Below are 26,059 nucleotides of genomic sequence, written 5' to 3' on the forward strand. Positions count from 1 at the left end.
TCAACCCCGCTCGACTTGCATGTATTAGGCACGCCGCCAGCGTTCGTCCTGAGCCAGGATCAAACTCTCCATTTAAAGACCAACCGAAGCTGGTTTATAGAAAGAGCGATAAGCTCATTTTGAAACTGACGAGATAAAAATATCTCTTGTTTGATTTCGCGAACAAAATCGTTTTACTCACTCGTTGTTCAGTTTTCAAAGATCAAACATTCTTTTTAGTTGATTTAGCTTGTCGCTTCATCAACTCTTATATCATATCATGTCCGAACCAACTTTGCAAGCACTTTTTTAAATCTTTTTTTGTAACACTCGCTCGCAATATTGTATTTCTTGGCCGGAATTAGAGTATACCACTCCGCATATTTAAATGCAACCGTTTTTTAATAAATTGTTTTTACTATCATTATTGTTGTAATGACATCCTGTGTACTCTGTACTTTTGCTAAATGGACTTAGTTATCTGCATCCAAGAACGACGTGAGATCCATTCAATGATCTCGAATACGCGTGTTGCTCATTACAACTCAAGTGCATATTCTGCTTTTTCTTTAATATTGATGATTTGACAAAGAAAGGATGGGTAAAAAAGATAAGGAGCTAGCAACAAACCATGCGATAGCAGCTTTGTTTCACGCAACTTTAGGTAATGATTAATTATAACTGTATAGAGGAGTAGATTTACTAATGAAGCAACGAAGGCGAACATGGACGAGAATTGTGTTTCTTATCATCTCTTGCTTACTGCTTTTCGTGATCTCAGGATTTGTGTATGAGTGGATTGCATCCAAAAAGGATAAATCACAATACCCACCTCCGGGGGAATTGGTCGATGCCGGGGGTTATCGACTCCATATTCGTAAACTCGGTAACGGCTCTCCAACAATATTGCTTGAATCAGGGAGCGGGGAAAGTAGCCTGTCATGGAGAGATATTCCCGAAAAACTGTCATCATTCGCCACTGTTGTATCCTATGACCGGGCAGGCTATGCCTGGAGCGAGGAGGCTGCTACTCCACGAACCGGGGAAAACATCGTTCGAGAGCTTCATGTCGCCTTAAAAAACGCAGACATCCAAGCTCCTTATATTCTGGTAGGCCATTCCCTTGGAGGGATGTACTCAAGACTGTACGCGCAGACATACAAAGACGAAGTGGCAGGATTGGTTCTGGTGGATGCCAGGCCTGAAAATGACGCTCGCCGGACAAATGAGATCTATGCCAAGGAACGGCCTAAAGTCAATCCCTCCCCGTTAATATCCATTCTCCTAGAAAAGTCAGGGGCTTTTCGCCTGTTCCCCAATTTAATGCTAACGGGTCGGGTCGAATATCAAGATAGAAAATCTTTTGTGAATATTGTCGCTTCCTCTAAATACTTTCGATCTGTTGCGGAGGAGGGTGATCTAGCAAGCACTACCGAAGATGCCATACGGGGACAGCATCTGGGTAATCTCCCTGTACGTGTAATTGCCCGGGGCATTCAACAAGATTTGACTCAGTTCGGTATTAGTAAACGCGGAAATGATCAGATCGAACAAAGCTGGCAAATGGGACAGCGCGAGATGCTTAACATCTCTACAAACAGCAAATTTATTGTTGCCAAGAAGAGCGAGCATATGATCATCCATGATCAACCGGAGCTTGTCATCCAAGTCATCCGTGAACTCATCACCGACACAAGACACTTTCAGTCAACCATGTCTAAAGCATACACAGATGATTAGGGACTTTATATGTTAAACAGCATAAAAAAATAAAAGACGCCCGAGTTCCTTCTATATAAAGGAATTCGGGCGTCTTTGCTGCCTAACACTTATTATGCTTGATTGAGCTTAGGACAAAATGGGCTTGTTTTTAGATGAGGCCTCTGTGACCTTGCCAAGTATCTGTCTCAGTACTTTAGCATTTTCCCCAATAAAACCGGAATCAAGCAGCACATCATGCGTTCCGATGACTTCGTATTCTTTGTATTGACCAAGTGTCGCCTGTTGCCATAACAATTTATCTAATGATGTATCCGGACCAATACTATCATCCTCTGCAATTAGAGCATGGATATTCGCATGAACTTCACCTGAGTTAATAAGCTCATCGCGGTAGACGGAGTAAACCAACATTTTGTCCATGACTCGCTCCCTGTCCACTGGATCGGCAAGGAACGCTTTGTACTGGTCCCTAATGCTGTCCAGTACCATCTCGACAATCTCTTCAAGCTCCTCCGGTGTCGATTCATCCTTGGACATCTTTCTCATAGCATCTACCATAATAAGGTCGCTAACATGGTGACCTCGGCTTTCCATGGCTTTAGCTACCTCGAAGGCGAGGTTTCCTCCAAGTGAGTATCCCAGGAATATATACGGACCCTCTGCTTGAATATCCACGATGGCATCGATGTATCGATCCAGCATATCTTGACCCTGGAAACGATCGCCGATAAATTCCATCCCGTACACCTCGCAAAGCCCTTCCAGCTCCTTGGCCATCTCATAGTATCCCAGAGAGTGGCCCACCCGTGGAGGGAAGCAAAACACTTTGAGCGTTCCTTTCCCTGGGAAGCGGATAATTTCCATTTCCTCTTCATTAGCAGCAGTTGTTGCCTGCAGCTTGGAAATTTCATGCGCCATTTCTTCCACAGTCGGCAGATTAAACACGACTTGGAGTGGGAGCTGGACGCCCATACCGGACGAGATCCTTTGGATCAAGCCCAATACTTTCAGGGAATGGCCCCCAAGTTCAAAGAAATGATCCCTGATCCCGATTTCCTGTACGCCGAGCACCTCGGACCAAATCTGAGCGAGCTCTACTTCTGTCTGCGTACGCGGCGCGATATACTCCGCTGTGCTCCGCAGAAGTGTTTCCGGTGCCGGTAGCGCTTTGCGATCCAATTTGCCATTCGGATTCAGCGGCATTTGTGCCAACTGTACGAAAGCAGTCGGAATCATGTAGCTTGGCAGCTCGCTGGCCAGTGCCTCGCGTAGTATGCCCGCTGTAAGCCCCTCTTCGGCCACAAAGTATGCACAAAGCTGAGTACTTCCAGTAGAATCAGCCAGTGCAAGAACAACCGCTTCCTGCACAGATGGCACTTTCAAAATTTGTGCTTCCACTTCTCCCAGCTCAATGCGGTAACCCCGGATTTTTACCTGGTGATCGATCCGTCCCAAATACTCAATATTCCCGTCCGGCAGCCATCGGGCTAAATCGCCCGTTCGGTAAATCCGTGCTCCCGGTTTGTACGGGTGAGGAATGAACTTCTCTGCCGTCAGGTCCGGCTGGTTGAAATACCCCCGCGCTACCCCTTCGCCCGCAATGCAGAGTTCTCCCGGTACCCCCACAGGTGATACCTGAGAAGCGCTGTCCATCATCCATACTTGGACGTTAGCGTACGGTTTGCCGATTGGCACATGCGTTAGAGCCGCAGTCTCAAGGCTCGTTGTATACCGAGTCGCATATACGGCTGCTTCCGTAGGACCGTAGATGTTTTCCAGTACTGCGTAAGGAGATACTTTATAATACTCTTCCACAAGTTTGGCAGGCAGCGTCTCGCCGCAGGCAAACAGATATTTCAGAGTAAGGAATCCTTGGGTGCCGCTTTCTTTCAAGTATTGAACGAGCACACTGAGCATCGACGGCACCAAATTGAGATGCGTGATACGGTTCGTATCCACGGCCCCTAGCAGTGCCATCGGGTCTTTGTCCACGCCTTGTGGCAGGATCACGAGAGTCCCCTCTCCAAAGAACCAGCAGAACAGCTCCGGCACGGAGAAGTCAAAGGTAAATGTCGTTTTGAGCAGGAAACGGTCGCCTGCCAACATCGGATATTCAGCTTCCAACTGACTCAGCGTATGGACGGCAGCGCGATGTTCAATCATTACCCCTTTCGGCTTGCCGGTTGAACCTGACGTGTAAATGATATACGCCAGATGCTCCGGCCCCGCAATTGGCTCCAGATTCGAGCTATCCGCATGATACGCCTGCGGATCATCAAGTGCCAGGATCGTGCCAGTGAACGGAAAACGATCTTTGAGATGGTTCTTCGTCAGCAGAAGCTTCGCTCCCGAATCCTCCAGCATGTGGCGAATACGATCTTCTGGGAACTCCGGATCAATCGGTACATAGGCCCCGCCAGCTTTTAGAATGGCATGAATGCCAATGATCATCTCAAGCGAACGCTCGACCATGATGCCGACTGGTTGGTCCGGTCTGACCCCTTGGGCACGCAGCGTACGTGCAAGGCGGTTCGCCTGCTGATGAAGTTCTCCATAGGTAAGCTCCGTTTCACCGTAAATAAGTGCTGTACAATCCGGTGTGAGTGCTGCTTTTTCCTCAAATATACCGTGAAGGGTCTGCTCACGCGGATAAGGAGCTGCTGTATCGCCCCACACCTCTATAATCTGCGATTTCTCTTCTGGCGTGATCAGCTCCAGCTCATCAATACGGATAGCAGGTTGAACAGCAACGCTTGTCAGAATTCTCGTCAAGTGTCCTTGAATTCGTTCCACGCTCTCCCGATCATAGACGCGGGCATTGTAACGGTACAAGAACTCCAGATTACGACCCGGCAGCACAATGAGGTTAAAATCATAATTCGTCTGTTCAAACATCTGAACATCCGTAATTTTGTATTCAGCCTCTTCACTGGCAATTTTCTCTTCCAAATGCTCTTCTACTGGGTAATTTTCGAACACCATAATATGAGAAATCAAATCTTGCTTTTGTTCGCTCTGTGCTTGAATCTCATAGAGCGGATAGGAATCATAAGCATGTCCTGCCAAATATAATTCCTGCTGTCTTTTCATCACATGGGAGAACGAATCGCTTCCCTCGGCCTGTACCCGAACCGGAACTGTATTAATGAAGAGACCGATCATGCTTTCGATACCCGGAATCTCGGCAGGTCTTCCCGATACCACACTTCCGAAGACGATATCCTGGCTTCTATTGTAACGCTGCAACACGATTCCCCAGGCTGCTTGCATCAGCGTATTCATCGTCACCTGATGCTGTTTGGCCACCTGTTCCAGGCGATCGGTCAGTTCCGCATCCAACGTGAATACCAGCTTCTCCGACACGTAGGCTTCTGCTTTTGCCGATGGCTGTGTGATGGCTTGTGGCAGCTTCGTCTGCTGCTCGTAGCCTTCCAGGTACCCTCTCCAGTAAGAGGATGCCTCTTCCTCGCCTTGCTTCTCCAACCATTGAATATACTGGCTGTACGATACAGCTGCAGGAAGCTCAGGTTCCCTTTGCTCACGCAGAACCCCATACGTCTCAAACACTTCCTGGAGCACAAGCGGCATACACCAGCCATCCAAAATGATGTGATGAGAGCTCCACAGCAAATGGTAAGCCTCTTCTGCTGTACGTAGAATAGCAACACGCAGCAATGCTTCTTCAGCAAGATTAAAGCCTCTTGCTTTGTCCTGAGCAGTATAAGCTGCAAGACGCGCTTGAATTTCATCGGCTTCCAGCTCGTGCAGATCCTCGTATACGAAGTCACATGCTCTTTCTTTGAACACAATCTGAATAGGGAAATCGCCCCACCCGGCATGGAAATTGGTTCTCAATATGGCATGCCGTTTCATCAGATATTTTAAGCTGCGTTTGAAATCCTCAGGATAGAATGCTCCCTGAATTTCAAACTTGGCCTGCTCAAAGTAGACTTCCGAATGAGGCTCCAGCAAGCTGTGGAACAACATTCCTTTTTGCATCGGCGTCAGTTTATACATATTTTCAATACTGCCGATATGCCGTGTCTGCTCTTCTAACTCCTCGATTTTTTCCAAGCTGATATCTTTGAGGAGTACATCGCTTGGTGTAAGTTCTGTTCTTTTCTTACTTACGCAATGTCCAATGACTTCGCTGAGACGGTTCTTCAGAATGTCAACAAACTTAGCCACAGACTCCCCGTGGAACTGATGACGGTTATAGCTGACCGAAAGTTGAAGCTGTCCTTCGGCAATCAGTCCATTAATGTTCAATGTCTGATGCTGCACCATCTGCTCACTGACCTCAGGTCCTACTGAGTAAGGCGATACTTCCATCGTCCCTCCTGCAAGATCCTGGTCGAACTGTCCCAAGTAGTTGAAGGTAATCTCAGGTTCAGCCGAGAAGGAGGAGACACCAGAACCGCCGCTTAAATATTTCAAAATACCATATCCGACACCTTTGTTCGGGATACGACGCAAGCCTTCCTTAATGTGCTTGATTCTGGCGCCGATCTCCAATTCCCCTCCCATCTCAAGGGCGACAGGGTATTGACTTGTAAACCAGCCTATTGTGCGAGTAATATCCAGTTCCGGCACAATAGGCTCCCGCCCATGTCCCTCCAGAAGGATGCCTACACGTTCGATTCCCGTCCACTCGTGAACAGCCATACCCAGAGCCGTCAGGAGCAGATCGTTAACCTCCGTATTGTAAGTGCGGTTCGCTTCTTTCAGGAACTGCTCTGTCTCTTCTGGTGACCATCTCACCGTGACAGCCTCACTGTCTTTGATGAGAAGAGCGCCGTCTACCTTGTCTTTTGGAAGAGGGGCAAAGCCATCTCCCTCTACCTCTGCCCAATAGCTGAGTTCTTGTTCAGCCGCCGGGCTGTTTGCAAATTGTGTGATTCCCTCAACCCATGCACGGTACGAATCCGTCTTCTGTGGAAGCTTGACCGCTTCTCCACGTACTGCCTGCTCGTAGCCTTCCTGCAGGTCCTCAAAGAGAATACGCCAGGATACGCCATCCACAGCCAGATGATGAATAACGATCAACAGATGTTCGCCTTCCACACAGCGGAACAGACCCAGTCTAAAGAGAGGTCCATCCTCCAGAGAGATGCTACGCTGAATGGCTTCCGCACCTGCTTCTATCGCTGAAGCGGGGTCTGTTTCATCCCGCAGGTCATGGATTTGGAGACTATAGAGTTCTCCCTCACCCACGCTCCGGTTCCAGGCCTCCAACCCCTGCTCTCCTTGGCGGAGCACCAGTCGTAAAGCATCATGATGCTCTGCAATTTTCCGAACAACCTCGGCGAGCGCATCGGTATTGAAGCCATCCCGTCGGTACAACATGACCGACTGATTAAAGTGATGCAGATCCATAGACTGTTCATGGAAGAATCTGTGCTGGGCAGGCCCCAGTCTTACCGCTCCGTGTACCTCGCTTTGATCCGCAATTCGGCTGACCACACTAACGCGCTGCGCCAACTCTGCAATTGTCGGATAACCGAACAAATCCTTCATTTCAAGCTTATAGCCTGCTTGGAGAAGCCTTGAGGATACTTGAATGGATTTGATCGAGTCACCTCCAAGCTCAAAGAAATTATCATGTATGCCGACAAGCGGCACGCCGAGTACACCTTGCCAGATTGAAGCCAAAATGTTCTCCACATCCGTCCGCGGAGCGGTAAAGTCTGCTCCCGCCTTTATACCCGAGTTCGGTTCAGGCAGTGCCTTGCGATCCAGCTTGCCATTCGGTGTCAGAGGCATCACGTCCAGTTGGACGAAGTAAGACGGAATCATATATGCAGGCAGTCCGGCAGACAGTTCGTCTCTCAGCTCGCTGACAGACATTTCGCGATCAGCTACGAAGTAAGCACACAGCGATTTCTGCCCATGAGCATCTGCCCACGCAACAACGAGAGCTTCCTCGACAAGTGGAATGTCCAGCAGCTTGGCCTCAATCTCACCAAGCTCAATACGATAGCCCCGTATTTTAACTTGATGGTCAATGCGTCCAATGTACTCAATGTCTCCATTAGGAAGGCGACGAGCCAAATCCCCAGTGCGATACATATTTCCTTCCGAAGCGAACGGATTTCTAATGAATTTATCTGCGGTAAGCTCAGGACGGTTCAGATATCCACGGGCTACCCCGTCCCCGGCGATGTACATTTCGCCCTCCACGCCTAACGGTACGAGACGAAGCTGATCATCCAGAATATGGATGAATATGTTGTCGGACGGCAACCCAATCGGTACGGATTCCCGTGTATCCTTCGCAGGATCGTACAGGTGAATCATGCAGCCGACGACGGTTTCGGTCGGACCGTATTCATTGTAGATTTTGATGTTGCCACCAAAGAGGTCGGTAATCGTTTTGGACAAATGTGTGGTCAGATTTTCTCCGCCCACAATGAGTTGCTGAATACGACTTTCCGCTGGAATGGTCATGTCTTTTATCAGACTGAGATGCGTTGGCGTCAGCTTGAGAATATCGACCGCATTTTCGCGCAAAATATGCTGAACAACCTCCGCTTTATCTATACCATCATAAATCCGCACTATTCCTCCGTTTATTAACGGAGTAAACATTGATGTCATCGTCAAGTCAAACGAAATGGATGAATACAACGGGAAATCCGTTGGTTTCCCAGCACAATAGACCTTATTGGCCCACCAGATGTAGTTCACGATCCCTTTGTGGTTAATCATGGTTCCCTTCGGATTTCCGGTTGTACCCGAGGTATAGATTAAGTACACCAGATCGTTTCCTCCAACAGGAATATTGGGATTATCCACCTCGGTTCCGTAGATGTGCGGGGAATCCAATTCCATAACCGTTCCCTCAAAAGAGGCCAACTTAGTCAGGTGGCTCTGTGTGAGCAGAATTTCAGCGCCAGAATCCTTCAGAATATACTGAATCCGCTCCTGCGGATATTCAGGATCAATAGGTACATAGGCTCCACCCGCTTTGAGTACACCCATGATGGCGACAAGCAGCTCTACAGACCGATCTGCCAACAGACCTACCACTTGTTCACTCCGTAGTCCTTGGTCTATCAAGGTGGAAGCTAGTCTGTTCGCCTGCTCGTTCAGCTCCCGATACGTGATCTGGATGTCGCCGTTTACTGCCGCAATCTTATCCGGCGTACGGACCACCTGTTCCTCAAACAAGGTGTGCAGCCCCTGATCACTTGGATAGGTATGGGCCTTGCCGCCCCAGTCAAGCAGGTTCATCCGTTCCTCAGATGTTACAATCTCCAGTTCCTGTATCGTCGCCTGCGGACGAGCAGCCACCTGGTCGAGCATCTGCAACAAGTGTCCTCCGATTCGTGCAATGCTTTCTTGCTCGTAAACCGAAGCATTATAGCGAATGCAGACCTTGATGTCTTCGCCTGGAATTACAACCAGGTTAAAGTCATAGTTGGTTTGTTCAAACATGGTGAAGTTGGCAACTTCGAGATTGTCCTCCGTTTGATTACCCGATTGCTCCACCTGTTCGTCGAGCGGGTAATTTTCAAAGATCATAATATGAGAAATCAGGTCCTGCTTTTGGGTTGTTTTCCCCTGAATCTCATACAGTGGATAGGTGTCGTAGGCACGACCAGCCAATGACTGTGCCTGTGTACGTTTCATCACTTCGACAAAGGCTTCGTCTTTGGATGACTGTACACGGATAGGTACTGTATTAATGAACAGACCCACCATATTTTCGATCCCTGCAATCTCAGCGGGTCTACCCGACACAACGCCGCCGAAAACGACATCCGAGCTGGCATTATAACGTTGAAGAATCAGTCCCCAAGCTGTCTGCATGAGTGTGTTGACGGTCACGTGATTGCGCTTCGCGACAACATCCATTTTACCTGTCAAAGATACACCCAGATGGAGAACATGCTCTTTTAGAACATAGCCCGCCTCTTTGGCTTGAGATTTCGTTTTACCTTCCGGCAATACAGTATTCCCGTCATAATCTTCGAGATATTGGCTCCAATACGTTGAAGCTTCTTGATCATCCTGTGCATCAAGCCACTCGATATAACGACTATAGGGCTGAGCTGGCGGTAGGACAGGCTGTACTTGCTGTTTCTTGGCAGAATAATAATCGAACAGCTCCTGTGTAATGATCGGGATACACCAGCCATCCATGACAATATGGTGGAAGCTCCACAATACAAGACAGCTTTGATCCTTCTGCAAGACGGTCACCCGCATCAGCGGATCTTCTGACAGGCCGAACCCCTTAACCATATCTTCAGCAATATAAGCCTTGATTCGGGCTTCTTGTTCCTGCGTAGATGCGTCGCGCAAATCTACGTAGTGCAGAGGGATTAACCGTTGCTTAAAGACAACTTGCAGCGGTACATCAGCAATGTTGTTGTAAAAGCCGGTACGTAGTATGGCATGTCGTTGCACCAGAGCCTGGAAGCTCTCGAAGAAGGTATCTACATCGAAGCTGCCACGCAGCTCAAACGTTGCCTGTTCGAAGTATGAAGAGGAGCCCGGCTCCAGTAGGCTGTGAAACAGCATTCCCTTCTGCATCGGCGTCAGCTTGTACACATCCTCAATCTCTCCGATGTGAGCCGTCTGCGCCGTGAGTCGATCAAGCTGCTCCAATGTTAATCCTTGGAACAGAACATCACTTGGTGTAAGCTGTGAACGCTCCTGAGCCACACAATGACGGATGACCTCACTAAGGCTTGACTGTAATAATTCAGCAAAATGACTCACCGTCTCCTTACGATACTGCCTGCTGCTGTACGTAATCGTCAGTGATAGCTGGCCTTCGGCAATCATGCCATTCACATCCAGAGCATATTGCTGTGGTGTGAGATCGCTGAGCGCTTTACCAACTGAATGTGTGGATAGGCTAAGGGCATTACCCTCCAAATCCTGATCAAACTGCCCAAGATAATTGAAGGAAATTTCCGGCTCCACGCCGAGTCCGACACTTTTCTCCGGTGCCATATACTTCAGAAGACCGTAGCCGATTCCTTTATGCGGAACCTCTCGCAAATTCTCCTTGATGCGCTTGATTCGCGCAGATACTTCCTGTCTGCCTTGCAGGTTCAGCAGAACTGGATACTGGGTTGTGAACCAACCCACGGTACGGGTAATATCCAGGTCTGGTACGATTATTTCCCGTCCATGTCCTTCAAGATTGACCAAAATCTGCTCCATGCCTGTCCAGCGCTGAATGGCTGCCCCCAGAGCAGTCAAGAGCAAGTCATTCGTCTCCGTATGATACGCCCGGTTCGCTTGTCGCAACAGCAGGTCAGTTTCCTGCGCAGACCACGTTACCGTAACCGATTCAGTATCCCGAATGGTGCCCGGCTTCTGATCCTCATCCTTCGGCAGTGGAGCCAAAATCGCCTCCTCGATCAGCTGCCAGTATGCACGCTCCTTGTCCAGAGCAGGCCCTGCTGCATACTTCGTCGCTTGCTCAGACCATACAAGATACGAATCGGTCTTTTGTGGAAGGACGATTGCTTGTCCATTCCATGCCTGCTCGTACCCCGCTGCAATGTCCTCAAACAGGATGCGCCAGGATACGCCGTCAACCAAGAGGTGATGAATGACAATCAACAAATGATCGCCATCGTCACAATGGAACAGGCCTAGCTTGAACAGTGGGCCACCTTCCAAGTCAAAGCTTGCCTGAATGGCATCGGCTTGGGCCTGAACCGCAGCTGTCTGGTCTTCCGCCTGCCGCATATCGGCAATGTCCAATGTGTAGAGCTCGCCTTCGTCCGTTCCCCGATTCCAAGCTGCGTATCCAGCTTCTGTAGGCCGGAAAACCATGCGCAGCGCGTCATGATGGATCGCAATTTGGTCCATTGTCAACCGGAGTGCAGCCTCATCAAAGCCGTCTTTCCGATAGAGCATGACGGCATGATTATAATGGTGCGGCTCCGCTGTATGGCGTTCAAAGAACCAACGCTGAATTGGCATTAACTCTGCTGCACCTTTAATTTCACCCTGTTCCGCTATACGTCCAGCTGCCTGAAGATACGGGCTTAGCTCGGCAATTGTCGGATATTTGAAGAGATCCTTCATCTCTAATTTATATCCAGCTTGGAACAATCTCGAGGACACTTGGATCGCCTTGATGGAGTCACCACCCAGATCGAAGAAATGATCATGGATGCCGACCTGCTGCGCTCCCAGCACACCTTGCCATACGGAAACTAAAGCTTCCTCAGCCTTCGTCCTTGGCGGTTCATAAACCGCCCCAGTCTGCACATTGGCCTCAGGAGCCGGAAGCGCTTTGCGATCCAGCTTGCCATTTGGCGTCAAAGGCATCTGTTCCAATTGCATAAAGTAAGATGGAATCATATAAGTCGGCAGTTCGGCAGCCAAGTCTTTTCTCAACTCGCCTACCGTCAGCATCTGATCGGCAGTGAAATAGCCGACAAGCACTTTTTGTCCACTTCCATCCTCCCGGGCGAGCACAACGGCCTCCCTTACAGACGGAGCATGGAGCAGCTTCGCTTCCACTTCGCCCAGCTCGATACGGTAACCACGGATTTTAACCTGATGGTCAATGCGTCCCAAATACTCCATGCTTCCATCCGGCAACCAGCGTGCCAAGTCACCCGAGCGGTACATACGCTCGCCCGCTTCAAACGGATGAGCGACAAACTTCTCTTCCGTCAATTCCGGTCGGTTCAGATAACCTCGCGCCAGGCCTACGCCCGCCACATAGAGTTCACCCGGAATGCCAATCGGCTGTGGACGACGTTGTTCATCCAAAATGTACGCCCGCAGCGTCGGAATCGTGGTGCCGATATTGCTGCGACCCTGTTCAATTTCCAACTCTGTAATTTCCTTGTAGGTTACATGCACGGTCGTTTCGGTAATGCCGTACATGTTAATGAGCTGCACTTGCGGATACTTCGTTCTCCAGTCCTTGAGCAGGGCCGGGGCTAATGCCTCTCCACCGAAGATAATCAAACGGAGGCTCAGTTCTGCCGCCTGATGACCAAGCTCTTCCTGTAGCAACTGATAGAAGTACGTCGGTGTCTGGTTCAAAACGGTGACCTTCTGATCCTTAAGCAATTGCAAGAAACGATCTGGACTCTTCGCGGTAAGCGATGGAACGATGACCAACCGTCCTCCGTTCAGCAATGCTCCGTACATTTCCCATACAGAGAAGTCAAAACAGAATGAATGGAACAGTGTCCACGTATCCTGAGGACCAAAGTCAAACATATTTTTATCATTAAAGAGCAAGCGAACTACATTTTTATGCTCAATCAGCGTTCCCTTTGGCTTGCCTGTCGTGCCCGATGTGTAGATGACGTAGGCAAGATGCTCCGGTCCGGCTGCAGGCTGCAGGTTTGAGACATCTTCCTTATAGGAAGCCATTTTATCCAGACTCACGATGTCCCCAGCGAAGGAGACACGTTGCTCCAGATGCGCTTGTGTCAGCAGTAGCTTGGCTCCCGAATCCTCAAGCATAAAGCGAATGCGGTCCTCTGGATATTCAGGGTCTACAGGGACATAGGCCCCGCCTGCCTTCAAGATGGCTAAAATTCCAACCACCATTTCAAGGGACCGATCCGCCATGATTCCAGCCAAACCGTCTGGTTGCAAACCACGTTCCCTCAGCGTTCTGGCAAGTCCATTGGCCCGCTCGTTCAGCTCGCTGTAGGACAGGGCTGCATTTTCACATACGACTGCCACCGCATTCGGAGTACGTGCAGCCTGTTCCTCGAACAGCGCATGGATCGTCTTGTCACGAGGATAATCTGCCTTGGCTTCGTCCGGCGCTTTCATCAGCCTTGATTTTTCCTGAGGTGTCACGATATCAAGGGATGACAACGGCATTCCCGGATTGGAGACGGCTTCCCGAATAAGCTGTACAAAGTGTCCTGCCATCCGCTGGGCAGTCTCTTGCTTGTAGATCGCAGTCGCGTACTCAAGCGTGCAGTTCAATACCCCGTCTGCTTCACTCACGGTCAGCGTGAGATCGAACTTGGCAGCCGGATGTACATTATCGTAAGGAGTGAAGCGCAATCCTTCTATTTCTTGTTCTCCCTGCTCGATATTTTGCAGGACAAACATGGTATCAAATAGCGGGTTACGGCTCAAATCACGCTGAAGCTCCAGCTTTTCTACCAGCTCCTCGAACGGGTAATCCTGGTTTTCATAGGCCCGCAGCGCTGTTTCCTTCACTTCCTGCAGATAAGCCTCGAAAGGCTTTTCCCCTTCTGGATAAGTACGAAGTGCCACTGTGCCGACGAACATACCGATGAGGCCTTCGAGTGTCGCATGGGATCTTCCTGCCACAGGTGAACCGACAATGACATCTTCCTGACCTGTGTACTTGTGTAAGAGCGCCGTATAGGCTGCCAGCAGTACCATGAACAGAGTGGAACCCGTTCGGGTAGCCAGCTCCTGAAGTGAAGCACTCAGAGAAGAATCAATTTGGAAGTCGATTCGATCGCCCGCAAAGCTTCGCACCGCAGGACGAACTTCATCTCCTGGCAAATCCAGCACTGGCAAGCTTCCGCGGAAAGCATCCAGCCAGTAAGCTTCCTGGGCCTTAAGACGCTCGCTTCCGAGCTGCTCTTGCTGCCATACAGCATAGTCTGTGTACTGGATCTGTAGTTCAGGGAATACGTCCTCCTCTTGGTAGAAGCGGAGAAACTCTTCTATGAGAATATTCATAGAAACCCCATCTGAGACAATATGATGCATGTCAAACAATAGTAAATGGCGCTCATGTGCAATTCGAATAAGGCCGACCCGCAGCAATGGAGCTACACCTAAATCAAAAGGACGGACAAACTGCTGAAGGGTAGCTCCTGCCTCTTCCTCGCTCAACTCCGCATATTCCACAGTAAACGGAACATCCGTCAGGAGCTGCTGTACAGGTTCACCGTTCACGGTCACAAAACGAGTACGCAGCGAACCATGACGATGAATTAGACGACGGAATGCCTGCTCTAGCCGTTCCCGATCCAAAGCTCCCTCAACGGTAAGGATACCCGGCATATTGTAGCTCAGCTCTCCACCTTCCAGCTGACTTAGAATAAACAGTCGTTTTTGGGCCGAGGACAATGGATAATGCTCTCTCGCTCCCGCTGTAGGAATTTCTTCGAAATTCAGCGGTGTATAGCCCTCAATGGCACGAGCCAATCCTTCAATAGTAGGAGACTCGAACACTGCTCTCAGACTAATCTCGCGATTCATTTCCTTGCGAATTCGTGAGACTAGCAGGGCTGCACGCAGTGAATGACCTCCAAAATGGAAGAAATTATCCTTCACTCCCGCGCTCTCTACACCCAGCACCTCTTGCCAGATTTCGGCTAATTGAATTTCCACAGGTGTCCTTGGAGCCTCAGATGAAGCCGCTGCCCATCCACGCTCGCCCTGCAGCGCTTTTCGATCGATTTTTCCGTTCGACGTCAGAGGCATATCCTCCAGTTGTATGAAGCGGGAAGGGATCATATATCCAGGTAATATCTCCGACAGGACGGCCCGAAGCTCGGATACCTCAAGTTTCTGAGCAGCTACGAAATAAGCGACTAGATCTTTGTAGCCGTCATCGCCCTCTACAGCCATGGCTACGACTTCCTGAACGGACGGCACTCTGAGCATTTGTGCTTCTACCTCGCCTAGCTCGATACGGTAGCCGCGGATTTTGACTTGATGATCTATTCGGCCTAAGTACTCGATGGTTCCATTCGGTAACCAGCGAACCAGGTCACCCGTCCGATACATACGCTCTCCTGGAGCAAACGGATTGTCCACGAACTTCTCATCCATTAACTCAGGCCGGTTATGATACCCCCGTGCTAATCCGATACTCGAAATGCATAGCTCTCCAGCTACACCGACAGGTTGCAATCTAAAATGGTCATCCAAGATGTACACACTATGGTTAGCAATAGGTCGTCCAATAGATACAATATCCGTTGCTTCCTCACTGTCCGGGACAGACCAGATTGTGGTGCATACGGAGTCCTCCGTTGGGCCATAGCCATTAGAGTAACGTACATGCTTCCTCCACTCTTCGATCAACTCGACCGATGCGGCCGATCCAGCGGTTAGCAGGCACCGCAGTGTTGGCAAACGCTCTGGATCAAGGTGGATAGCGTAAGCGGGTGGCAAAGTCGCTACCGTAATCCCCTTATCGTTCATGAACTGCTCGAACAGGGCATGATCTAAAATATCTTCTGTAGAAGGGATGCACAGAACACCCCCATGGCTCAGCGCCGTTAAAATTTCCGAAACCGATGCATCAAACGACAGGCTTGCAAACTGAACGATCCGATCCTGCGGTGTAACTTCGAAGTGTGCCCCATATACGTTTGAAAGATTTGGTAGTCCCCGATGCTCGACTAATACGCCCTTAGGCTGACCGGTCGTACCTGAAGTATAGATCACGTAAGCCAGATCATCCGGGCCAGCAGTATCCTCCAAATTCGAGGTGTCGGCATCATAGGTCGATGATTCATCCAGCAGCAAAACATTTTCCGTCCATCCGAGATGTTCCAAGAGATGGGCCTGTGTAAGGATCAGCTTCGCTCCGGAATCTTCAAGCATATAACTGATTCGTTCTTTCGGATACTCTGGGTCGATTGGAACATAGGCACCCCCGGCTTTCATAATGCCGTAGATCCCAACGATCATTTCGAGCGACCGTTCAGCAATCAGTCCCACCAGATCTCCCGTCTTGATTCCCTGAGTACGGAGCCTTCTGGCCAGTCCATTGGCTTTTGCATTAAGCTCGGCATAGGTCAGACTCTCGTCCTCGAACCAAATGGCAGTCGCATCCGGCGTTCGTCCCGCCTGTTCCTCCAATAGCCCGTGGAACGTGTTACAGTGCTCGTAAATGCCTTTCATATTTCCCCATACGTTCAGAATCTGTTCTCTCTCCTGCGGCGTGACTAATTCTAGAGCATCCACGGAAATAGCAGGGTTCTCTACAATTTGTTCCATAAGGTGAACCAGATGGCCCTTGATTTGCCCAATTGTCACTTGGTCATAAACAAGTGCATTGTACTGGAACAGCAATCTCATCTCTTCGCCAGGGAGGACAATTAAATTAAAATCATAATTCGTTTGCTCAAGAAGCTCCGCTTCCTCAATCTCAAAGGCAGCCTCGCCACCACCCAGACGCTCTACCTCCTCCTCCACAGGATAGTTCTCAAACACCATAATATGGGAGATTAGATCCTGCTTCTGATCCGTCTGAGCCTGAATCTCAAACAACGGGTAGGTGTCATACATATGAGAAGCCATATATTGTTCCTGCTGCTGCTTCATCAGAACGGTGAAGGGGAGATTCTCCTCTGTCTTCACACGAACGGGAATCGTATTGATGAACAAACCGATCATCCGGTCAATGCCCGGAATTTCTGCTGGTCGGCCTGATACTACACTTCCGTACACGACATCCCGGCTACCGTTGTAGCGTTGAAGCGCAATGCCCCAGAGGGACTGCAGCAATATATTCATCGTGACATGAGCATCCCTGGCCACCTTTTCAAGGCGCTCAGTCAATTCCCTGCTGAGAGGATAATTCAGCTTTTCTGCTACATAGCCTTCTCCCTTACTTGCTCCACCGACTTGAGGTAAAAGCGTCTGCTGCTCGTAACCGGCCAGATATCGGCTCCAATAGTTGGACGCAACTGCTTCATCCTGCTGTTCCAGCCATTCGATATATCGACTGTACGGATGGACCTCTGCCAGCTGCGGCTCTCTTCCTTCCAGGAGGGCAAAATAGTGTTCAAATACCTCCTGCGTAATTAACGGAACACACCAGCCATCCATGACGATGTGGTGAAAGCTCCATAAGAGTCGGAAGCTCTCTTCATCTGTTTGTAAAATTGATACACGGAGAAGCTCGTCTTCAGCTAGGTTGAAGCCCTGTGCTTTGTCCTTAGCACCAAATGTCTTCAGGTAAGCTTCGCGCTGCGATGCATTCATCTCACGCAGGTCTTCGTACACCAATTTAGCGCCTCTGTGTCGAAATACAACCTGCAAAGGCTCGCTGCCCCATCCGCTGTAAAAGTTCGTGCGCAGGATGGCATGACGCTCCACCACGGCATCCAGACTGTGTCCGAATGCAGTCGGATCAAAGCTACCCTTAAAGTCAAAGGCAGCCTGCTCAAAATAAGCACCTGTATGCGGCTCAAACATATCATGGAACAGCATGCCCTTCTGCATCGGCGTCAGACTATATACATTCTCAATATCGCCTATGTGGCTGATCTGCTTAGAAAGCTCCTCCAGATCGGCAATGCTTAGACCCTTCGCAAGCACGTCGCTTGGTGTCAATACGGTTTTTTCTTGGGTTACGCAATGCTGGAGAAGCTCTCGCAGGCTTTCTTCAATATATCCAGCGAGCTGTTCCATCGTAGATAACTTATACTGTTTTCCGTTATAAGTAATCGTCAGAGTCAGGGCTCCGTCCGTCACCATGCCATTGATATCTAGCGTATAGGCTGGTTCCTCCAACAAGCTTTGGGCGCTTCCGGTCGGATAAGGAGAAATCTGCAACGAGCTGCCTTGCAAATCCTGATCAAATTGCCCCAAATAGTTAAAAGAAATCTCAGGCTGCAAGCTGAAGCTGTCTTCATCCAACTGACTTGCCATCGTTTTAAGCAACCCGTAGCCAATACCTTTGTTCGGAATTCGGCGCAGCCCTTCTTTCACAGACTTGATCAAGGAGGCCACTTCTGGGTCATCCCCCAAGTCTAAAATCACCGGGTATTGACTTGTAAACCAGCCGACGGTACGGGTGATGTCGATATTCGGTATAATCGGCTCACGACCGTGTCCTTCCAGATTCACAGCAACCTTTCCGATGCCAGACCATTTGGATACCGCCATGCCCAGAGCAGTCAATAGCAGATCATTCGTCTCTGTTTGATAAGCACGATGGGCTTTTCTCAACAATTGGTCGGTTTCTTCTATAGTCCATTGTGCTGTTATTACTTTGCTATCCTGTAAAAGAAGGCTTTCCACAGCCTCATCCTTCGGCAACTGTTCGAGTGGCTGATTCTCCAGCTCCCTCCAATACGCCCGATGAGTCTCCATTTCAGGACCTTCCGAATAACGAGCAAGGGCGTCTCCCCAGTCACGGAAGGAATTCGTCTTCTGCGGGAATGTCAGCGCTTGTCCTTGAATCACCTGCTCATAGCCTGCTGCAATATCCTCGAACAAAATCCGCCAGGATACTCCGTCCACCACCAAATGGTGGATCACGATCAGAAGGTGGTCTCCATCCTGACAATGGAAAAGTCCTAACTTCAGCAGCGGGCCTTCTGCCAGATTGATACTGCGCTGAATGTCATCCGACAGCGATGTAATGGCTGCAGCCGGATCGGATTCATTCCGTAAATCAGCGGTGAACAGGCTATAAAGCTCTCCTTCTTCAAGATCACGATTCCAAGCTTCGTAACCATGCTCTGTCTGACGGAAAACCATGCGAAGGGCGTCATGATGCTCAGCGAGTTTTCTTAGCACCTGATGCAAGGCCTTTTCCTCAAATCCCTGTTCACGATACAGCATAACCGCTTGATTGAAGTGATGAGGCTCTGCCTGCTTCCGTCCAAAGAACCACTGTTGGACTGGAGTCAAGCGAGTCGCTCCACGCACAACTCCCTGTTCAGCCATATGCACAGCCGTTTGTATTTCCGCTCCTAGCTCGGCAATGGTTGGCGATTTGAACAGCTGCTTCATCTCTAACCGATAGCCGGCCTGTAGTAACCGTGACGACACCTGGATAGCTTTTATGGAGTCTCCACCCAATTCAAAGAAATTATCATGGATACCCACCTGTTCGGCACCCAGCACCCCTTGCCAGACAGATGCCAAAGCTTCCTCAGCCGGTGTACGAGGAGCTGTATACTTCCGTCCTGTATGCGCGCCTACTTGAGGAGCCGGCAGAGACCTGCGGTCCACCTTTCCGTTTGATGTTAATGGCATACGATCCATCTGGATAAAGTAGGATGGAATCATATAGCCTGGAAGTACCTGCGATAGGGAAAGACGTACTTCGCCTGCCGTGAGCGTACGATCCGCCACATAATAAGCGCAAAGCTGCTTCTCGCCAAGCTCGTCCGCGCGAACGACCACTACGGCGTCGATTACCGACTCCACCTTGGCCAGTTGGGCCTCGATTTCAGGGAGTTCGATGCGGTAACCACGTATTTTGACCTGCTCATCAATTCTTCCTTTAAACTCCAAATTCCCATCTGGAAGCCAGCGTACCAAATCCCCAGTTCGGTAGCAGGGTTCTCCGTCCTTCACAGGACTAGGAACAAATTTCTCTGCTGTGAGATCAGGACGATTGAGATATCCGCGTGCTACACCTTCACCGCCGACAATGAGTTCACCCCAAGCACCAATAGGCTGTAATTGCAGCGATCCATTGACCACATAAGCGGTCGAATTACTAATTGGGCGACCAATCGGCACACCCCCTTCGGCACAACCTGGAATCTTGTAGGTGGTGGAGAAGGTCGTATTCTCTGTCGGACCATAGCAATTGATAGGGACAAGATCAGGATTAGCCTCGATTACACGATTCATATGAGATAGAGACAGTACGTCACCGCCGACTAACAATGCTTTTAGCCCTCTGAACAGGTACTCATCCTGCAGAGAAAGCTGATTGAAAAGGGGTGAAGTAAGCCACAATGTTGTAATCCCGTACTTGGCAATAGCCGCTTTGAGCCTATCAGCAATCAGAATGTCGTCATTCTCTACAAAATAGAGCTGCCCACCGTTAAGCAACGCTCCCCATATCTCAAATGTAGAAGCATCAAAGGCCACGGCTCCTGTTTGCAAAATTCGTGTGGATTCATTCAGCTCCACATAGTTGGTCTCTTTGACCAGACGGACCACGTTCCGGTGTTCAACCATAACGCCCTTCGGTCTACCCGTCGTACCCGATGTATAGATGACATAAGCAAGCCCCTGCGATCCCTGAGCCGTCTCCGGCTGGGCAGGCTCAGCAGCATAAGCCTCTTCACTGCTAAGATCGACAATCGGTATACCGTAGTCTACACTTATAAGCTCGCCCTTTTGCACCAATAATAGCTTGGCGTCGGAATCATCAAGCATATAACGAACCCGATCTTCCGGGTAATCAGGATCAATCGGCACATAGGCTCCACCTGCCTGAAGCACCGCGAGCATACCAATGACCATCTCAATGCTTCGTCCGCCCATCACGGCCACAGGCTGCTCCCTCAACGTTCCCAAACGACGCAGTGTTTGGGCCAGTCGGCTCGCCTTGTCTTCCAATTCAAGGTACGTTAGCTGGACATCGCCGAATACAAGCGCCGTCTGCTCCGGTGTACGCTTGACTTGTTCCGCGAACAGATCATGAATGGTCTTGTCCCTTGGATAAGGGGCCGATGTCGCGTTAAATACTTCAACGATCTGTACTTTCTCCTCCGGTGTGATCATTTCAATCTCGGCCAGTTGCAACTGAGGATTGGCCGAGACTGCATGCAGAACCCGGAGCAAGTGCGTTGCAAGTCGCTCTACACTTTCACGCCGATATAAAGCCGTACTATACTCGAGGCCAAAGGCTAATTTTGATCCCTTCTCCTCTACATTGAGGGACAGGTCAAATTTGGCTGTGACGGTGTCCATCAAGTAAGGAGTAAAGTGCACTCCGTCCATATCCTGCTCTTCCTGCTCGGTATTTTGTAATACCAATAAGGTGTCAAAGAGCGGATTGCGGCTGACATCACGTCCTACGCCCAGCTTTTCGACCAATTTTTCAAAAGGGTAATCCTGATGCTCAAACGCCTTGAGCGCCGTTTCCTTGATTTCCAGAAGATAATCCTGAAAGGTTTTATCTCCTGCCGGGTAGCTGCGCAAGGCCAGTGTGTTGACAAACATTCCGATGATGCCCTCAAGCTCAGCCTGCGGTCTTCCGGCTACTGGAGAACCTACGACGATGTCCTCCTGTCCTGTATATTTGTGCAGTAGTACCGAATAAGCGGCCAGCAATACCATATACAGTGTAGTACCTGTACGGGATGCAAGCTCTTGTATCGCCTTATTTCCAGACTCATCCAATGTAAAATCAATTCGGCTACCCTCGAAGCTCCGAACTGAAGGTCGTTGGAAGTCTGTAGGCAAATCCAATACCGGCAACTCTCCTTCAAAGGATTGCAGCCAATATTTCTCAAGATCTTGCCATTGGTTCTCTGACTGTTCTCGTTGCCATACGGCATAATCCTTGTATTGGATGTGCAGTTCTGGTAGCTGTTCTCCTTGATACAAATGAGTAAGTTCCTGTATCAATATTTGAATAGAAACCCCATCTGAAATGATGTGATGCATATCAAACAGCAACAGATGACGCTCCTCCTGGAGCTTCACCAAGCTAACACGCAGTAATGGAGCCTGGCTCAGATCAAAGGCACGAATAAAGTTGTGAATGAGCGTATCCGTCTCCTCCACCGAAGCCTCTGTATAGTTCAACGCGAACGGCACATTCCTATGCACACGCTGAACAAGCTCTCCATCCTGCATATAAAAGCCGGTTCTTAGGGATTCATGACGCTGGATCAGTCCCTGGAACGCGGACTCCAGCCGCGTGCGATCCAACGGTCCATCCACTGTGAAGGCCCCTGGCATATTGTAGCTAAGCTCTCCCCCATCCATCTGTCTCAGCACGTATAACCGCTTTTGCGCTGAGGACACTGGGTAAGCTTCGCTTTCCGTTGCCTGTGGGATGGATTCGTACAGGGTCGGAATGTGTTTTTTCACAAGTTGCGCCAAGGATTCGACCGTAGGTGACTGAAACACCTCACGCAGCGAAATGCTACATCCCAATTCTTTGTGAATCCGTGAAACGAGCACTGTTGCCCGCAAAGAGTGACCACCAATTTCAAAGAAATTATCTCTGACACCGACGCGGGCAACTCCCAAGATATCTTGCCAGATGAGTACCATCTGAGCTTCCACAGCAGTTCTCGGAGCCAAATAAGCCTCGCCGGATTGTACGCTGCTTTCAGGAGCCGGCAACGCACGGCGATCCAGTTTGCCATTTGGCGTAAGCGGCATTTGCTCCAGCCGGACAAAATAAGAAGGAATCATGTAAGCGGGGAGTTCCGCTGCCAGCTGAGACCGCAATTCCCCCGGCGAAAGATCACTGGAGGCTACATAGTAGGCGCACAGCAATTTTTGGCCCTGTTCGTCATCCCGTGCGAGGACAATCGTTTCTCGTACGTTCGGAGCCTTGAGAATTTGGGCTTCTACCTCGCCAAGCTCAATTCGGTAGCCGCGAATTTTGACCTGATGGTCGATCCGTCCCAAATATTCAATATTGCCATCAGGCAACCAACGAGCAAGATCCCCAGTTCGGTACAGCCGCTCTCCCGCCCGATACGGATGCTCAACGAATTTCTCAGACGTCAAATCCGGCCGATTCAAATACCCACGGGCAAGACCGTCCCCTGCAATGTATAGCTCTCCCGGAACCCCAACAGGCTGCAGCCGTCTTTGCTCATCGAGAATATAAGCGCTAAGTGTGGGGATCGTTCTGCCAATATTGCTTTTCCCCGCTTCAATCTCATGTTCCGTGATTTCCTTGTAGGTGACATGGACCGTTGTTTCCGTAATTCCGTACATATTAATCAGCTGCACATCAGGATACTTGACCCGCCAGTTTCTCAGAAGAGATGGACTTAAGGCCTCTCCACCAAAAATGATTTTTCTAAGGCCAAGCTCTGTCGAAGAGTGCGTTAACTCTTCCTGTAGCACCTGATAAAAATACGTCGGCGTCTGATTTAAAATGGTGACTTGGTTGTCTTTCAACAACTCCAGGAAAGCTGCTGGGCTCTTGGCTGTGAGAGATGGAACAATCACCAATTTCCCTCCGTAAAGAAGCGCTCCGTACATCTCCCAAACGGAGAAATCGAAGCAGAACGAATGGAATAGCGTCCACGTATCCTGAGAGCTGAAATCAAATAGATTTTTATCGTTAAAGAGCAGTCGAACCACATTTTTGTGTTCAATCAGCGTGCCCTTCGGCTTGCCGGTCGTACCCGACGTGTAGATAACATAGGCTAGATGGCTTGGTCCCGAAATACTCTCCAGATTGGAAGCATCTCCTGTATACGTTGTAGCTTCGTCCAAACTCACAAGCTTTCCGTCAAAAGTGGTGCTCTCCCATAGATGACTTTGGGTGAGCAACAGACGGACCCCTGAATCCTCCAGCATATAATGGATACGTTCCTCGGGATAATCGGGGTCAATCGGTACATAGGCACCACCTGCTTTCAAAATGGCCAACATCCCAATGACCATCTCCAAGGAACGGTCAGCCATAATCCCTACGAGCGTATCTGCAACTACTCCCTCGGAGCGCAAATATCTCGCAAGCTGGTTAGCCTGCTCGTTTAGAGCTAGGTATGTAATGCTCTGTTCGTCCATCTGAACGGCTACGTGATCTGGCGTGCGCTCGGCTTGTTCCTCGAATAAGCCATGGATGGTCTTCTCACGTGGATAATCGACTGCAGCGCCTTCCGAAAGAGCCAAAATGGACTGCTCTTCTGGTTCACCCAATAAGTTTACCTCTGCGATAGAAAGCTGAGGTGAATGAATGATCTGCTCGGCGATCGTAAGCAACTGGGAAACCATGTCCTTAACTTCACTGCGTTCAAACAGCTCCGTCCGATAATCGACATCCAGTACCAGTTCGCCTTCATCCAGGATCTCCACGATATGAAGCACGAAATCGTTCACTTCGTCCCCGCAGAAATCATAATCCGTCAAAATGCGCACATCATCCAAATCAACCCAATTGATAAGACGATATTCCATTGAAACGCCAAAAAGCCGCTGAATATCCTTGTTACCATGCATTTCTCTAAGATCCTGAATTAACTGATTGTACGGATACTTCTGATGCCGCAGGACTGACATCTGATCTCTGGCTACATCCTGCAGGAAGCTCAACACATCCATATCCTTTTTGACGTATGTTCTGGCAGCAGCGGTGCTGACAAACATACCTATCTTTTGCTTCTCTTTTTTGTTCCCCCGGTTAGCGAACGAAGTGCCAATCACCACATCCGGCTGATTCGTCATTTTGTGTATGTAGATATACATCGCACCCATGAAGAACTGGAACAAAGAAATCCTGTTCTGTTGGCAAAATGCTTGCAGCTCGTGATATAGCACTTCTGGTACGGTAAAATGCTCCCGAACGGCGTGGGTGCTTAAAGATAACGGATTATATGACTTCCAACCCGTAAGCTCAGGCAAATCAGAAAATTTATCCAGCCAGTAAGCCTTATCCTTTTGGTATCTGTCAGAAAGTTCGTATGCATTCTCATCTGCAATATATTGAATATACGAGCAATCGTCGCCCAGCTTCGGTTCATTTCCTTGAATTAACTCCATGTAAAATGTTGTCAGCTGATTGCCATAGACCACCATTGATATTCCGTCAGAAATAATATGGTGCATCTTGATATTAATCCAATACTCTTCCTCGCTAATCTTCACAATTAAAAACTGGAAGAGCTCAGAATCCAGCAGGGGCAAAGGTTTGCTTTTGTGTTGCTCAAGTAAGGCTTCCACCTCAGATACACTTTCATAGTGGCTAAGATCCAGGCACTCCAGCTGTCTCTCTTCATAAGGAACGACGTACTGCTGAGGCACTCCATCCACTGAGGTAATACGGATGCGGAACGCATCATACTGTTTGATAATCAAATTAATGGACTGCATAAAGGCAGCAATATTGATATGCCCCTTCATCTTAGCTGTACCGGAAAGCTGTGACACTGACGTATCTGGGTAGAGTAATTCGGTATACCATATACGCTTCTGCGCATTTGTTAAATCATATAACTGCATGTCATTCATCTCATTCACTCCTATTCCATGATGTGAATATCCTCCCGCTGCACCTGGCAGTCAGGAGGACAAAAGGACAGTTTAACGTGCGCTTCCACCCCGTCATTGATCCAGTGAAACAATTTCTTCCGCCTCAACCACCAATCGATCGTCCACGGAAGCCCGACCGCTACCAAGAATATAGCCCCGCCGACGCTTGATCACTTCAAAATAGAGATCAATTCGGTCCCCAGGCTTGGCCAAGCTGTGGAATCGAATTCCATTGAGGTTAGTCAGGTATGAAATGCCTTTTTTATCAATCGCAGCGAATGCCGCTAATTGTGCAAGCGACTCCACAATCAACATAGGAGGCATGTATGGGTTAGTGTCAGTAATGAACCACTCACTCCAGGTGACAAGCTTGTATCCCTTCGCCCATTGCGACGTTTCGTACCCGGTCACGCCATCCAACAGAAGAAATGGGTACCGGTGCGGAAGCACATCCGGGATATGGATTAGCTCTTCGCTCACAGGC

Annotated in this window: 3 protein-coding genes and 1 rRNA gene; 1 reads left to right on the forward strand and 3 read right to left on the reverse strand. The window is 49.4% G+C overall.

Features of this window, described 5'->3' with window-relative positions; all coding sequences use genetic code 11:
• Nucleotides 1-75 (reverse strand): 16S ribosomal RNA (locus MKX59_RS00005); the annotation flags it as partial.
• A gap of 609 nt (nt 76-684) precedes the next feature.
• On the opposite strand from MKX59_RS00005, the gene MKX59_RS00010 reads away from it, so the two are divergent.
• The gene (locus MKX59_RS00010) at nt 685-1,719 is read left to right on the forward strand and encodes an alpha/beta hydrolase (protein WP_071559521.1); all 1,035 of its coding nucleotides are present in this window, start codon (nt 685-687) and stop codon (nt 1,717-1,719) included.
• A gap of 108 nt (nt 1,720-1,827) precedes the next feature.
• On the opposite strand, the gene MKX59_RS00015 is transcribed toward MKX59_RS00010, so the two are convergent.
• A complete protein-coding gene (locus MKX59_RS00015; protein ID WP_340857238.1) occupies nt 1,828-25,554 on the reverse strand; it encodes a non-ribosomal peptide synthase/polyketide synthase in 23,727 nt (7,908 codons plus the stop codon).
• A gap of 93 nt (nt 25,555-25,647) precedes the next feature.
• Nucleotides 25,648-26,055 (reverse strand): 3-hydroxyacyl-ACP dehydratase FabZ family protein, encoded by a 408-nt coding sequence (locus MKX59_RS00020; RefSeq protein WP_071559525.1) that lies wholly within the window; start codon nt 26,053-26,055, stop codon nt 25,648-25,650.
• Nucleotides 26,056-26,059 lie beyond the last annotated feature (4 nt).

It is taken from the genome of Paenibacillus sp. FSL R7-0340, from assembly GCF_038002205.1.
In the GTDB taxonomy this organism is placed as follows: Bacteria; Bacillota; Bacilli; order Paenibacillales; family Paenibacillaceae; genus Paenibacillus; species Paenibacillus polymyxa_B.